A 15028-nucleotide genomic window follows, 5' to 3' on the forward strand; every position below is an offset into this window, starting at 1 on the left:
AAGGAGGATTGCGTATGAGTGATGTACTTGCTGATCGTACCCCTCCGCATAATATAGAGGCTGAGCAGGCGGTTTTAGGGGCCATATTGATTGATCAAGATGCGTTAACTTCAGCATCAGAGTTATTGGTACCTGATTCGTTCTATCGAACGAAACATCAAAAGATTTTTGAAGTCATGCTTGGGCTATCTGATAAGGGAGAGCCGATCGACTTAGTAATGATGACATCAGCAATGGCTGATCAAGGATTATTAGAAGAAGTTGGTGGGGTTTCTTACTTAGCAGAGTTAGCAGAGGTTGTGCCAACTGCAGCTAACGTAGAATATTACGCACGCATCATCGCTGAAAAGGCGCTTTTACGTCGTTTAATTCGCACGGCGACTCATATTGTATCGGATGGATATGAGAGAGAAGATGATGTGGATGGTCTTTTAAATGAGGCTGAGAAAAAAATATTAGAAGTATCCCATCAAACGAATGCAAAAGCATTCCAAAACATTAAAGATGTTCTTGTAGATGCTTATGACAAAATTGAACTTTTGCATAATCAAAAGGGTGAAGTTACTGGGATACCAACTGGGTTTACTGAATTAGATAAGATGACAGCAGGTTTCCAACGAAATGATTTAATTATCGTGGCAGCACGTCCATCAGTAGGGAAAACGGCATTTTCATTAAATATCGCACAAAACGTAGCGACGAAAACGGATGAAAATGTAGCGATTTTTAGTTTGGAGATGGGTGCTGATCAGCTTGTTATGCGTATGCTTTGTGCAGAAGGGAATATTGATGCACAAAGACTTCGTACTGGTTCATTAACTTCCGATGATTGGGCAAAATTAACAATGGCAATGGGGAGTCTCTCAAATGCTGGTATATATATTGATGATACGCCAGGTATTAAAGTAAATGAGATTCGAGCAAAATGTCGTAGATTAAAGCAAGAACAAGGTCTTGGTATGATTTTGATCGACTATTTGCAGCTTATTCAAGGAAGTGGGAAATCAGGAGAAAATCGTCAGCAGGAAGTATCTGAGATTTCTCGTACCTTAAAAGGGATTGCACGTGAATTGCAAGTACCTGTTATTGCTTTATCACAGTTATCTCGTGGTGTAGAATCTCGTCAAGATAAACGCCCGATGATGTCTGATATTCGTGAATCTGGAAGTATTGAGCAGGATGCTGATATTGTAGCTTTCCTATATCGTGAAGACTACTATGATCGAGAAACGGAAAACAAAAATACAATTGAAATTATTATTGCAAAACAGCGTAACGGTCCAGTAGGTTCAGTGGAACTTGCATTCGTCAAAGAGTTCAATAAGTTCGTTAACTTAGAACGTCGTTTTGAGGATGGACATGCTCCGCCGGCATAAAGGCAGTATAAAAAAGAAACACATTTCTTATAATAAGATGTGTTTCTTTTTTTTTTATAAGAAAGATAAGGCTTTCATAAGTTAAATATATAATTCTTACGAACGAAAAAGTTTTTTTATGAAAAAATGTTCGCTTTTCGGTTGACTTCTTTTTCGGTTTTGGTACAATTATATTGTTTGAATAGATCGTTTGAAAATTGCGGAGGTGCTTTAATAATGTCTTCAGTAGTAGTTGTAGGAACACAATGGGGCGACGAAGGAAAAGGTAAAATCACTGATTTTCTTTCTGAGCATGCGGAAGTAGTTGCAAGATATCAAGGTGGAAATAACGCGGGACATACAATTGTTTTCGGCGGAGTTAAATATAAATTACACTTAATTCCATCTGGTATTTTCTATAAAGAGAAAATTTGTGTAATCGGAAACGGATTAGTAGTAGATCCAAAAGCATTACTTGAAGAGTTAAAATACTTACACGATCGTGGTGTAAGTACTGATAATTTACGTGTAAGTAACCGTGCACATGTTATTTTACCTTACCACTTAAAGCAAGATGAGTTAGAAGAAGCAAGTAAAGGTGATAACAAAATCGGTACAACGAAAAAAGGTATCGGTCCTGCATATATGGATAAAGCTGCTCGTATTGGTATTCGTATGGCTGATCTTTTAGACCGTGAAGCATTTAAAGAGAAGCTTGAGCGCAATTTAGTAGAAAAAAATCGTTTATTTGAAAAAATGTACGATACAGAAGGTTTCACTGTAGAAGAAATTTTCGAAGAGTACTTCGAGTACGGGCAACAAATCGCGCAATATGTATGTGATACGTCTGTTGTATTAAATGATGCATTAGATAATAATCACCGTGTATTATTTGAAGGTGCGCAAGGTGTTATGCTTGATATTGACCACGGTACGTACCCGTTCGTTACATCTTCTAACCCAATTGCTGGTGGTGTAACAGTTGGAACTGGAGTTGGTCCTGCGAAAGTTACTCGCGTTGTAGGTGTATGTAAAGCATATACAAGCCGCGTTGGTGATGGTCCATTCCCTACTGAGCTTCATGATGAAATTGGTCATCAAATTCGTGAAGTTGGTCGCGAGTATGGAACGACAACTGGTCGTCCACGCCGCGTAGGTTGGTTCGATAGCGTTGTTGTAAGACATGCACGTCGTGTTAGTGGTTTAACGGATCTATCATTAAATTCTATCGACGTTTTAACAGGTATTCCAACTCTTAAAATTTGTGTTGCTTACAAATACAATGGTGAAGTTATTGATGAAGTTCCAGCTAACTTAAACATTTTAGCAAAATGTGAGCCTGTATATGAAGAGCTTCCAGGTTGGGAAGAAGATATTACTGGTGTAAAATCATTAGATGAACTTCCTGAAAATGCACGAAAATACGTAGAACGTGTTTCTGAGTTAACAGGAATTCAAATATCTATGTTCTCAGTTGGACCAGATCGTAACCAAACAAATATTGTTCGTAACGTATACGAAGCTTAATTAATAGTGTTTAGAAAAAACTCATGTCCGCATGAGTTTTTTCTTATTCTTTTATAAAAAAATGAAAAAAGTATTGCAATAAATACAGAATACATGTTATGATACATCTTGTCGTCACGAAAATATGACGTTGGTGAGTATGAGCCATTAGCTCAGTTGGTAGAGCATCTGACTTTTAATCAGAGGGTCGAAGGTTCGAGTCCTTCATGGCTCACCATTTTATTTTTCGTGGCCCGTTGGTCAAGTGGTTAAGACACCGCCCTTTCACGGCGGTAACACGGGTTCGAATCCCGTACGGGTCATGTTTTTTTTTGCTTATTTTTGGTCCCGTGGTGTAGTGGTTAACATGCCTGCCTGTCACGCAGGAGATCGCCGGTTCGACCCCGGTCGGGACCGCCACTTTTGTTTATACCACCATTAGTGGTTTTATATATAGTTTTGGCTCGGTAGCTCAGTCGGTAGAGCAGAGGACTGAAAATCCTCGTGTCGGCGGTTCGATTCCGTCCCGAGCCACTCTCAGGATATTAAGTGGGCCCACTTAATATCCTTTTTATTTATGTAATTTTACAAAACTGAGTAGTTATTTTAAAATAGAACGAGGAGCCTCTAGCAGTTGAAGCTAGAGGTTTTTCTATAGATCGTATAAGATGCCGTGTAAAAGTGGATCATACATGAGTCTATGAGAATAGAGGAGAAAATACTTAAACAAAGGATGCGGTCATATAGGACATACTATGTAAACATCAATATGTTTAGGGATTATTGACCATATTTTTATAAGGAGGAAATAGACGATGATGGGAAAGAAAATTTTAGTAGTTGATGATGAAAAGCCGATTGCAGATATTTTGAAGTTTAACTTAGAAAAAGAAGGTTTTGAAATAGTAATGGCGCATGATGGTGATGAAGCAATTGAAAAGGCTAATGAAGAGCAACCAGATATGGTTTTATTAGATATTATGCTACCAGGTAAAGATGGCTTAGAGGTTTGCCGTGAAATACGTAAAAGCTCAGAAATGCCGATTATTATGCTTACAGCAAAGGACTCTGAGATTGATAAAGTATTAGGGCTTGAGCTTGGGGCAGATGATTATGTAACGAAGCCATTTAGTACGAGGGAATTACTTGCTCGTGTGAAGGCGAATTTACGTCGCCATCAACAAGGTGGTGCTGCGGAAAAAGAAGAAAATACAGAAATGGTTATTGGACCAATTGTGATTAATCCAAATGCATATAGTGTAACGAAGCGCGAGGAAAATATCGAGCTTACACATCGTGAATTTGAGTTGCTACATTATTTAGCGAAACATTTAGGACAAGTTATGACACGCGAACATTTATTACAAACAGTTTGGGGTTATGACTATTTTGGAGATGTGCGCACAGTAGACGTTACAGTACGTCGTTTGCGTGAAAAAATTGAAGATAATCCAAGCCATCCTACTTTAATTGTAACTAGACGTGGAGTAGGGTATTACTTGCGTGACCCAGAGCAGGAATAGTATATGAAGAAAGTTGGTTTTTTTCAATCTATTCATTTAAAATTTGTGCTTATATATATGCTATTAATATTAATAGCGATGCAAGTTATTGGAGTATATTTCGTAAGGGAATTAGAGAAGAGCTTAGTACAAGGTTTTAGGGATTCTTTAACGCAGCAAACAAACTTATTATCATATAATTTGAAGCAAGAGTTTAAAAAAAGTTATACAAAAGCAGAAACAGAGTCAACAGATGAAACGATTAAAACGTCAATTCGAAAATTTGCCTCTGATCAGAAGAAAGTTATACAAGAGGTAAGCGTATTTGATTCGCACAGAAAGTTACTGGCTATTTCAGATGAATCAAAGCAGAATAAGGTGAATCGAACATCAACTGATATAGCTGTTCAGCGAGTGTTAGTACAAAAAAAGCCAGAAGTGAAAATTGAGAAGGATGGTAGTACAGGTCATCGTGTTCAAGTTATGCTTACTCCGATTCTAGATGATAACGGTAAGGATGCGCTTGGTGTTATTTACATTGTGGCATCTATGGAAGATGTATATAAACAAATGAAGGATATAAATCAAATTTTTGCTACGGGAACAGTAATTGCTTTATTAGTAACGGCCGTACTTGGGATTTTATTGGCTCAAACAATTACAAGACCAATTTCAGATATGCGGAGACAAGCAATCGAAATGGCAAAAGGAAATTATTCCAGAAAAGTAAAAGTGCATAGCCATGATGAAATTGGACAACTGGCATTATCCTTCAATAATTTATCGAAAAAATTACAACAAGCTCGTTCTTCTACAGAAAGTGAAAGGCGTAAATTATCATCTGTTTTATCACATATGACAGATGGAGTAATTGCTACTGATCGAAAAGGGGATATTATTTTACTAAATGACCCTGCGGAAAAGATGTTAAATGTTTCTCGTGAAACAGCGCTCGATCAATCTGTTTTAGAGGTATTAGGGATACAGGAAGAATTTACGCTCGATCATTTATATGAAGAGCCAGATTCTGTTTTATTAGATTTTAGTACGAGAAATGAACCATATATTTTACGTGCTAGTTTCTCTGTTATTCAAAAAGAAACAGGGAAGGCAAACGGCTTAATTGCTGTACTATATGATGTAACAGAGCAGGAACGTATAGAACGGGAACGCCGTGAGTTTGTGGCAAATGTCTCTCATGAATTAAGGACGCCATTAACGACGATGCGCAGTTATTTAGAGGCACTTACAGATGGAGCATGGCAGGATCCAAATATTGCACCACAATTTTTAACGGTTACACAAGAAGAAACAGAAAGAATGATTAGACTTGTAAATGCGTTGTTACAGCTATCTAAACTGGATAGTACAGAGCATCGTTTAATGAAAGAATGGGTCGACTTTACTGATTTCTTTAATAATATTATTGATCGCTTTGAAATGTCTAAAGAGCAAAATGTAAGTTTCAAACGATCTTTCTCTAAGAAATCTAGATTTATTGATATGGATACTGACAAAATTACTCAAGTGCTGTATAACATTATTTCTAACGCATTAAAGTATTCACCAGAAGGTGGAACAGTAACATATCGTTTACGTGATCGCGGTGATTTATTAGAAATTAGTGTAAGTGACCAAGGAATGGGTATTCCAAAAGAAAACGTTGATAAAATCTTTGAACGTTTTTATCGCGTAGATAAAGCTCGTTCAAGACAAATGGGTGGTACGGGACTTGGATTAGCAATTGCAAAAGAAATGATTGAGGCACATGGTGGCTCTATTTGGGCGAAGAGTGAAGAAGGAAAAGGGACAACTATTTATTTCACGTTACCAATGGCAGCAGATGAAGAGGACGATTGGGAATGAGTATGGAAAACTTTAAAACAATAGTTTTAATTAACCTAGTTGTAATTAGCCTATTTCTTACTTTTAATCTATGGACGTATGTGCCAGATTCTACATCCATGCAAAACGCGAAATTTGTACAGGGGAATGAAGGAATGAACCAAACTAAAATTTCCGATGTTGTCCGTCCTACTTCTATCATCGTGCATAAAGATAAAAATCATTATGGGAGCAGAAGAGAGGCAGATATAGAATCAATCTATAAGCCTCTAGAATTAGGGGAACTACATGATTTTAGAGAGATATCAATCACTAAGGGTGATTTCCTTTCATATGTGCATGGTGAAGGGAAAGTTGAATTTGTTTTCCCTACCGATATCCCATTTGATGCAGTTAAATCCATGTTCAACATGAAAGAGAAAAGTACAGATAAGCCTAAACATTTTAATCGTATTCTCCTTGATCCTTCTAGAAGTAAGGATCAAGAAATTAAAATTAACTTTGTTTCTGATGGTGATAACTTTAAAATATACGAGGCAAAATTAAGTGGCTTGTATTTAAAAGATATTGTAAATGCCCAAAATCAATTTATAGTATCAGCAAAACCTTATTTTGATTATCAACTTAATGATATGAAAAAATTATTTTTACCAGATGGAACGACAGAGTTAAGCAATATAACATATATTTCATCTAATTTAGCAGTTGATACGTTTAAGAATGCTCTGTTTAGTGATCCTCGTTATTTAAGTCCGATTACCGAGATGTCGAAAGAAACATTTACAGATGGTATTAGATCCATGGAAATTGAAAACGATCGTCACATGCTAAAGTATAAAAACTCTTCTGTCTTAACTGAGAAAACGATAGATAATTTAATGCTTTTACAAAAAAGCTTTGAATTTGTAAGTGGTCACAGTGGGAGTTTGGATTCATATCGTTTGGACTATATGAATAAAGGAGAGACAGTATTTCGCTTAAATGAAGATGGATATCCAGTATTCAATGCAGATGGATTAGCGGAATTAAGACAAGTATGGGGATCAGAAGAAGTAATGGAATATGAAAGACCGTTGCTGTCTTTAAATACTAAAGGTATAGAACAGAAGGTTACTCTTCCGTCAGGGCATGTTGTAATAGCATCCCTAGAAAATAATCCAGAGATAAAGAAACAAGTAATTAAGGATATTGGCATTGGATACAAGTTATCACTAGATGGGCAAGTGGTTAGACTACAACCAATTTGGTATGTAAAGCTTGTTGAAGATGAAACAGGTAAACAGAAAATCTATGAGTGGAGTGAGGGAGGACTAAATGGATTGGGATCGGATTAAAACCATATTTATTGTGACCTTTTTTGTTTTGGACCTCTTTCTCATTTTCCAATTCATTCAAAAGCAAGATAGTAATCAATTGGAGCTTATTGCAGAAACAAAGATAGATCAAGAATTAAAAGCAAATAAAATTACGATGGGAAATATCCCTAAAGAACCGAAAAAAGAGTCATTTATTAGAGCGGAAAATAAAGCCTTTAAAGAAGAAGATATACAGTCTTTGAAAAATCAAACGGTGCATATACAAAATATGTACAAGATAGAAAGTAAGCTAAAAGAGCCTTTTTTAAATACGAAATCATTATCAAAAGATAAGTATAATGAATTTTTGAAGAACTATGTATTGGATGGACAAAAGTATGAATTTGGAGCGGTGAAAGACTCTAAAATTTATTTCTTCCAAAAATATAAAGATAAGCCTATTTTCTATAATAATCAGGCGATGATTGTTGTGGAATTAAATGAAAAAAATGAACTTGTTTCATATACGCAGACAATGCTAACTGATTTAAAAGAAATGGGCGAAGGTGAAAAAACGAAAGAGCAAGAAATTATTACGGCTCAAACAGCTTTAGAAAATTTGTATTTAAAAAATAAAATTCATGGAAATACGCATGTTAAAGAAGCGCAAATTGGTTATGCCACTCTTACCGCATCTACTTCTAATAACCAAGTACTTGCTCCAACGTGGAATTTAAAAACGGAGCAGAAGCAGGACTTCTTTGTGAATGCAATTGAAGGACAAGTTATGGAATTAGGAGAAAAGGAAAATCAAGTGGTTGATGAACATACTGGAGTGAGAAAGAATGGGGTTGCATTTTAGCGTACTTGCAAGTGGAAGTACAGGAAATATGCTATACGTAGGAACCGATGAAAAAAAATTACTAGTCGACGCAGGTTTAAGTGGTAAAGCAACAGAGGCTTTATTTAAACAAGCAGAACTAAATATAAATGATGTATCAGGTATTCTTGTAACGCATGAGCATAGTGATCATATTAAAGGATTAGGTGTATTGGCACGTAAATATGATTTACCTGTTTATGCGAATGAGAAAACATGGAATGCAATGGAACATTTAATAGGAAATATCCCAACTGAACAAAAGTTTATTTTCTCAGTTGGTGATGTGAAAACATTTGGTGATATTGAAGTCGAGTCATTTGGAGTTTCTCATGATGCGGCAGAACCGATGTTTTATGCTTTCCATAACAATAATAGGAAATTAGCGCTTATTACAGATACGGGATACGTAAGTGACCGTATGAAGGGCGTTATTAAGGGAGCTAATGCTTTTGTATTTGAAAGTAATCATGATGTAGAAATGCTTCGTATGGGACGTTATCCATGGAGCATTAAACGACGTATTTTAAGTGACGTTGGGCATGTTTGTAATGAGGATGCTGCATTAGCGATGGCAGATGTAATTACAGATGAGACAAAGCATATTTATTTAGCCCATTTAAGCTTAGATAATAACATGAAAGAACTAGCGCGTATGTCAGTATCACAAGTACTAGAGGAAAAAGGATTTGGAGTGGGTGAATCCTTTGAAATTCACGATACAGATCCAAAAATGCCTACAAAAATTCAATACGTATAATTCTTCATTTTAGTAAACAATAAAGGTGAATATAGTTGTTTTCAGGAAGATAGGTGAACAAATATGTCCTTTATTGATGAAGAAAGTTATCGTATGAAACGTGCAGGAAAAAAGAAGCACAAAGGTATAGTTCTTTCGAGTATAGCGGGAACAATTGTAGGAGCTTCTTTATTTGCGTTTGGAGCGCCTTTATTTTCGAATTCTGCTGATACGCTTCCGCAAGCTGAAGCAAGCGGAAGTAATATGGCTGAAGCTCAAGGGATTAAACAGATTAGCTTTGTAGATGCTGTTGATCGTGCATCTGAAGCTGTTGTGGGTGTTATTAACATTCAACGAGATAATTTTTCAGAGGCAGATTCAGAGGCCGGTACAGGATCAGGAGTAATTTATAAAAAGACAGATGGTCAAGCTTATATTGTAACGAATAATCATGTTGTAGCTGGAGCGAATCGTATTGAAGTAAGTCTAAGTGATGGTAAGAAGGTTCCTGGAAAAGTATTAGGAACCGATGTAGTCACAGATTTAGCTGTATTAGAAATAGATGCAAAGCATGTGAAAAAAATAATTGAAATTGGCGATTCTAATACTGTTCGCAGAGGAGAACCAGTTATTGCGATTGGAAACCCACTTGGACTGCAATTTTCTGGAACAGTTACACAAGGTATTATTTCAGCTAATGAACGTATTGTCCCTGTAGATTTAGATCAAGATGGACATTATGATTGGCAAGTAGAAGTGTTACAAACAGATGCAGCGATTAATCCGGGGAATAGTGGTGGTGCGCTTGTAAATGCAGCAGGACAATTAATTGGTATTAATTCAATGAAAATTGCTGCAAAAGAAGTAGAAGGAATCGGCCTTGCTATTCCGGTGACTAGAGCTGTTCCGATTATGAATGAACTTGAGAAGTATGGAAAAGTAAGAAGACCGTATGTTGGGATTGAACTTAGGTCATTAAATGAAATCCCAAACTATTATTGGTCAAAAACATTACATTTACCAGGTACTGTAACAGAGGGCGTTTGTATTTTGGATGTGAAAAGTCCTTCGCCAGGTGCGGATGCTGGTTTAAGAGAACATGATGTTATTGTGGCAGTAGATGGAAAACCGATTCGCGATATTATTGGATTCCGTACGGCCTTATATGATAAGGAAATTAATGATAAAATGACTCTTACGTTTTATCGTGGTACAAAAAGAGTAACAACAACAGTGAAATTAGGCATTCAAAAGTATTAAAAACAGGAGGGCCTACCTCCTGTTTTCTATTGTAGAAAAGTGAGGTGTAGAAAATGAATTTACCTTGTTGTTTAGAACATGTTGAATTAGCGTTAGATATTATTGTGGATGAGTGTGAAGTTGCACCAGTTATCAACAATGTGGATAACTCAGGAAAAGAGAAAAAAACATGTGAATTTTGTCAAAATGAGGCGACATATGTTGTATCGAACACAGATTCTCACACAATATGTGGGTAGTATTTGTGGATATGTGGATAAGTTTTGTGGATAACATGTTTGTAAGGTGGAGGATACGTGTGAATATCTCGATTATTTCAATTGGGAAATTAAAAGAAAAATATTTGAAACAAGGTATAGCAGAATACTTAAAACGATTATCTGCATACGCAAAAGTAGAAGTAATTGAATTACCTGATGAAAAGGCGCCAGAAAATTTAAGTGAAGCAGAAATGTTAATTGTAAAGGAAAAAGAAGGTATACGTATACTCGATAAAATTTCTGATGACACGCATGTGATTGCATTAGCTATAGAAGGAAAGCAAAAGTCATCAGAAGAATTTGCGGTAAGTCTAGATCGCCTTGCTACATACGGAAAGAGTAAAGTCGCATTTGTAATTGGTGGATCACTTGGACTAAGCTCAGAAGTGATGAAGCGTTCAAATGAATCACTTTCTTTTTCAAAGATGACATTACCACACCAATTAATGCGATTAGTGTTGCTTGAGCAAGTGTATAGAGCGTTTCGGATTAATCGTGGAGAACCGTATCATAAGTAATGTATTCTATGTAAAACACTGATATTATCATATTTATTTTATTATGCCTATAATTGGAGGCTATGTGAATGGTAAGTGATCAGACGAGATATTCTAGACTCGCAAATATAACAAAAATAATAAATACGAAATTAGAACTACGTGACGTATTGCAGCGTGTGACAATGGCGATATCAGAGGAAATTGTTAGGTGCGATGCTGTTGGAATTTATTTACCCCAGGAAGATGGAACATTTAGAGGGTTTGCAGGAAAACCAGAGACTATAAATGGCGTAACGCTCGATACTCAAGTAATTGATCCTGAAATAGACTTACTGGCAAAAGAGGTTATTGAAACGAAAAAAACCATCTATATTCCTGATACCTCAAAGGATCATCGACCAGATCCGAGACCGGTTAATGCATTCAAAATTAAGTCCTTATTAGCTTTGCCTATCTCATTTGGGCAAGAGTTATTTGGTCTAGTTTTTTTATTTGATTATGGAATTCCGATGAACTTAACAGATTCAGAAATTCAAAGTGTTGAAGCTTATGTAAATATGGCTGCGGTTGCAATTCAAAACACAAATAATTTAAAACAAAAGGAAAACCTTATTGCTGAGAAGCAGCTGTTACTAAATGTTACACGTGATTTATCAATGTGTTCCTCGATACAGGAGAGTTTTGATAAATGCTTTTTTTACCTAGAACAGATTTTAGAGAGTAAAAATATGACTGCCCATCTTCTAGATCCGCTAGATAAAACAACAATTAAAACAACGAAATTAAGTAAGGGTTGTCATTGGACAGAAGCGGATTGGACAGAGAAAAGCTATGAAGCCAAGATTCAAGAAGTTATTCAAACAAAAAATATAGATAGTAAGGGTCTATTGATGATTCCATTGGTTTCAATTGGAGAAGTATTAGGGGTAATCGTCGTTGGCAAAGAAGGAAAAGCTCACAATTATGATCATTCTCAACTTCAACTAGCAAAATCTATCGTTGATGCCACAGCCCCTACGTTTTCGAATTTGTCATATATGGATCAACTAGAAAGCATAGTGGAAGAGCGAACGAGAGAGCTAGCTGCTGCTAATGAAAAAGTTACAAGTGTGATTGAATGTATTACGGATGGATTTTTTATTTTAAATAATAAATGGGAATTTACGTACGTAAATAAGCACCAATATTTTCCGAAAAGAAAAACAGCAAAAGATGTATTAGGAAAGAATATATGGGATGTTTTCCCGAGTGAAATCGACACAGTTATGTATAAGGAATTTCATCGTGCGATGTCAGAGCGAACTACAGTTCATTTCGAATTTCTTTCTACTGCAGATGAATATTGGCACGAAGTTATTGCATACCCGTATGATGATGGTATTTGTTGTATTTTTAAAAACATAACGGAAAAAAAGAAATATGAACAGGAATTGAAAAGATTATCCAACATAGATTTAATAGGGCAAATGGCAGCAGGTATCAGCCATGAAATTAGAAATCCAATGACAACAGTACTAGGATTTTTACAGTTATTAAAAGAAGAGAATACCTATGAGAAACATAATAAGTACTTTCATTTAATGATTGAAGAACTTAACCGTGCCAATTCTATTATTACTGAATTTCTCTCAATGGGTAATACAAGGAAATCGGATTTGCAGATGTTAGATTTAAATTCAATTATCCGCGATATTATTCCTTTAATAAAGATTGATACGTACAATCAAAATAAATATATTCAAGTCGATACAAATGACATTCCAGAATTACTTTTAAATCGTAATGAAATACGGCAATTATTAATGAATCTATATCGTAATGGCTTAGAAGCGATGAATACAGGGAAAGTTCTAACCATTAGCACTTACAAGGAATGTCAAAATTGTGTGGTGCTTGTAGTGCGGGATCAAGGAAAAGGTATCAGGCCTGAAGTATTAGAGAAACTGGGTACGCCGTTTTACACGACCAAAGATAATGGAACTGGATTGGGGTTAGGTGTATGTTATGCCATTGCTGCCCGCCATAATGCAAAAATAGAAATTCAAACAGGATCGGAAGGCACTACCTTTTTTGTTAAATTTAATTATAAAAATAATAAAAAATAACCTTATTTAGAATAGTTACGATGAACCGTATCATAAATAAATTTATTCTTTGCATATAAAAGGATAAAAAGACCATTGGACAAAAATTACCGATGGTCTTTTAAATATTATTAGATGGTATGTAGATTTCCTAAAATAAGTATGTTTCTATTTCCATAAAAATATGCTGTAATATGAAGAGGAAAAAGTATAAGTAGTTAGAGAAGTGAGGAATTAAAGGTGAAGAAGTTTAAGAAGTTTTACTTGGAGATTACGAGTGTATGTAATCTTGCGTGTAGCTTTTGTCCGCCGACGGAAAGGCAGAAGCAATTCATTTCTGTGGAGGATTTTGCTAAAAGATTAGACCAAATTAAACCTCACACAGACTACATTTATTTGCACGTGAAGGGTGAGCCGTTGCTCCACCCGAAAATAGATCAACTATTAGACTTAAGTCATGAAAAAGGGTTTAAAGTTAATATTACAACGAACGGAACGTTAATTAATAAGAGAAGACATAGGCTGTTAAATAAGCCTGCGTTAAGACAAATGAATTTTTCACTGCATAGTTTTGATGGACATCCAGGTTCGCAAGATAAAGAGGGCTATGTAAGGAGTATACTTTCCTTCATTAGGGAAGCGACAAGTCAATCAGATTTAATTGTATCGTTAAGGTTATGGAATTTAACTCAGGATAATAAAACGAATGCTGAAATCCAGAAAAATAGAGAGTTATTATCTATAATTGAAAATGAATTTGATCTATCTTATCAAATTGAAGAGAAGCTTACACCAGGAAAAGGTATAAAAATTGCAGAACGTGTCTTTATTAATCAAGACTATGAATTCCAGTGGCCAGCATTACATGAAGAAGAGGATGATGGGAAAGGATTCTGTCATGGACTTCGTAATCAAGCGGGTATTTTAGCGAATGGAACAGTTATTCCTTGTTGTTTAGATGGTGAAGGGATTATTAACCTTGGGAATATTAATAATGATTCATTTTCTAACATTATCGAAGGTGAAAGAGCAACAAACATTGTCGATGGATTTTCGAAAAGAGTTGCGGTTGAAGAACTTTGCAGGAAATGTGGATATCGCAAACGGTTTGGGAAGTAAATATGAAATAAGCCCTCATAAAGCGAGGGCTTATTTTTTATACTTGATAAGAATGCTCTAATTTATCAATTAATGAACCAACGTAAGAAACAGCTTTACGGATTGCGTCTGGTTTTGACATATCTACTCCGGCATGTTTCATTGTACCACCAGCGATCAATAGCAGGTTGTCCTTCCTCTTTAATCATTTGAGCTACTGCAGTGGATGCAGTGTGTGCTGCCTTTTTTGTAGTATTTCTAGTAACGATTTACGGAAAGGTTCAAGTTTTGTTTCTTCAGTTAAATATTTTTCAATTGTTCCTTCGCCGAATATGAGGATTTCATTATGAATAAAGGATAGTGCAGTATGTACTTTCGTCCATAAAGCAGAAATTTTGGAAGAGTTCGCTTGAATACTTGGATTTGTACGATCAGTAGATTCTTTTAAATTTGCATATGAGTACAGTTTTGTTAACGTCATTAAAAGTTCTTCTTCTAAAAGTAGGCAATTTAATAAAGTGTGGGAGCTAGTATGTAAATGTCCTTTAAATGAATCAAGTTTCTGTATATCATTTTCCAATGCGTTTAATGCAGTATGCTATTCGGCATCAGAATTATACAAATCGGATAAATCCCAGGTTAGTTCAGCAGGTACCTCTGCGCAATTAAGACGATTTTCTATTACATTTTTCAAGTCGTATATC

At 35.7% G+C, this 15028-nt stretch carries 13 protein-coding genes, 4 tRNA genes and 1 pseudogene; 16 read left to right on the forward strand and 2 right to left on the reverse strand.

Translation table 11 applies throughout. The features are described from left to right. Window positions 1-14: 14 nt before the first annotated feature. From dnaB to ACQGSG_RS10925, 16 genes are all read left to right on the forward strand, one after another. On the forward strand, window positions 15-1376 hold the full coding sequence (gene dnaB, locus ACQGSG_RS10850; protein ID WP_001286148.1) for a replicative DNA helicase: 1362 nt from the start codon (window positions 15-17) through the stop codon (window positions 1374-1376). 216 nt (window positions 1377-1592) lie between these two features. Continuing rightward, on the forward strand, window positions 1593-2882 hold the full coding sequence (locus tag ACQGSG_RS10855) for an adenylosuccinate synthase (protein ID WP_000100238.1): 1290 nt from the start codon (window positions 1593-1595) through the stop codon (window positions 2880-2882). A 141-nt stretch (window positions 2883-3023) separates the two neighbouring features. Continuing rightward, window positions 3024-3099 (forward strand) — tRNA-Lys (locus ACQGSG_RS10860). Between the two features lie 13 nt (window positions 3100-3112). Then, window positions 3113-3184, forward strand: a tRNA-Glu gene (locus ACQGSG_RS10865). A 21-nt stretch (window positions 3185-3205) separates the two neighbouring features. After that, window positions 3206-3281, forward strand: a tRNA-Asp gene (locus tag ACQGSG_RS10870). A 41-nt stretch (window positions 3282-3322) separates the two neighbouring features. Beyond that, window positions 3323-3395 (forward strand) — tRNA-Phe (locus ACQGSG_RS10875). Between the two features lie 281 nt (window positions 3396-3676). Then, window positions 3677-4384: a cell wall metabolism DNA-binding response regulator WalR gene (gene walR, locus ACQGSG_RS10880; protein ID WP_000971865.1), complete on the forward strand. Its 708-nt coding sequence runs from the start codon at window positions 3677-3679 to the stop codon at window positions 4382-4384. Between the two features lie 3 nt (window positions 4385-4387). After that, window positions 4388-6229 carry a cell wall metabolism sensor histidine kinase WalK gene (gene walK / locus ACQGSG_RS10885; RefSeq protein ID WP_000755367.1) on the forward strand — a complete coding sequence of 614 codons (1842 nt, stop codon included), beginning with the start codon at window positions 4388-4390 and terminating at the stop codon, window positions 6227-6229. After that, window positions 6226-7542 carry a YycH family regulatory protein gene (locus ACQGSG_RS10890; RefSeq protein WP_098869457.1) on the forward strand — a complete coding sequence of 439 codons (1317 nt, stop codon included), beginning with the start codon at window positions 6226-6228 and terminating at the stop codon, window positions 7540-7542. The genes walK and ACQGSG_RS10890 overlap by 4 nt, the downstream gene beginning before the upstream one ends. Next, on the forward strand, window positions 7523-8365 hold the full coding sequence (locus ACQGSG_RS10895; RefSeq protein ID WP_000383740.1) for a two-component system regulatory protein YycI: 843 nt from the start codon (window positions 7523-7525) through the stop codon (window positions 8363-8365). Before ACQGSG_RS10890 ends, ACQGSG_RS10895 begins: the two co-directional genes overlap by 20 nt. Beyond that, complete coding sequence (locus tag ACQGSG_RS10900) at window positions 8349-9143, forward strand: MBL fold metallo-hydrolase (RefSeq protein ID WP_000522837.1); 795 nt, start codon at window positions 8349-8351, stop codon at window positions 9141-9143. The genes ACQGSG_RS10895 and ACQGSG_RS10900 overlap by 17 nt, the downstream gene beginning before the upstream one ends. A 63-nt stretch (window positions 9144-9206) precedes the next feature. Next, window positions 9207-10382, forward strand: a complete 1176-nt coding sequence (locus ACQGSG_RS10905; RefSeq protein ID WP_000008042.1) for a S1C family serine protease — start codon at window positions 9207-9209, stop codon at window positions 10380-10382. 53 nt (window positions 10383-10435) lie between these two features. Further along, window positions 10436-10621 carry a CxxH/CxxC protein gene (locus ACQGSG_RS10910; protein WP_001052831.1) on the forward strand — a complete coding sequence of 62 codons (186 nt, stop codon included), beginning with the start codon at window positions 10436-10438 and terminating at the stop codon, window positions 10619-10621. 59 nt (window positions 10622-10680) lie between these two features. After that, window positions 10681-11160: a 23S rRNA (pseudouridine(1915)-N(3))-methyltransferase RlmH gene (gene rlmH, locus ACQGSG_RS10915; RefSeq protein WP_001027003.1), complete on the forward strand. Its 480-nt coding sequence runs from the start codon at window positions 10681-10683 to the stop codon at window positions 11158-11160. 68 nt (window positions 11161-11228) lie between these two features. After that, window positions 11229-13247: an ATP-binding protein gene (locus ACQGSG_RS10920; protein ID WP_325843004.1), complete on the forward strand. Its 2019-nt coding sequence runs from the start codon at window positions 11229-11231 to the stop codon at window positions 13245-13247. 219 nt (window positions 13248-13466) lie between these two features. Continuing rightward, window positions 13467-14345: a radical SAM/SPASM domain-containing protein gene (locus tag ACQGSG_RS10925; protein WP_000713633.1), complete on the forward strand. Its 879-nt coding sequence runs from the start codon at window positions 13467-13469 to the stop codon at window positions 14343-14345. A 37-nt stretch (window positions 14346-14382) separates the two neighbouring features. Here the strand turns inward: ACQGSG_RS10925 and ACQGSG_RS10930 are convergent, their stop codons facing one another. After that, a complete protein-coding gene (locus ACQGSG_RS10930; protein ID WP_009327392.1) occupies window positions 14383-14487 on the reverse strand; it encodes an oligoendopeptidase F in 105 nt (34 codons plus the stop codon). A gap of 60 nt (window positions 14488-14547) precedes the next feature. Continuing rightward, window positions 14548-15018: pseudogene (locus ACQGSG_RS10935) on the reverse strand (oligoendopeptidase F); the annotation flags it as partial. Window positions 15019-15028: the final 10 nt, after the last annotated feature.

Origin of the sequence: Bacillus sp. GMa5/1, from assembly GCF_050172015.1 — a bacterium.
Taxonomy (GTDB): domain Bacteria; phylum Bacillota; class Bacilli; order Bacillales; family Bacillaceae_G; genus Bacillus_A; species Bacillus_A cereus.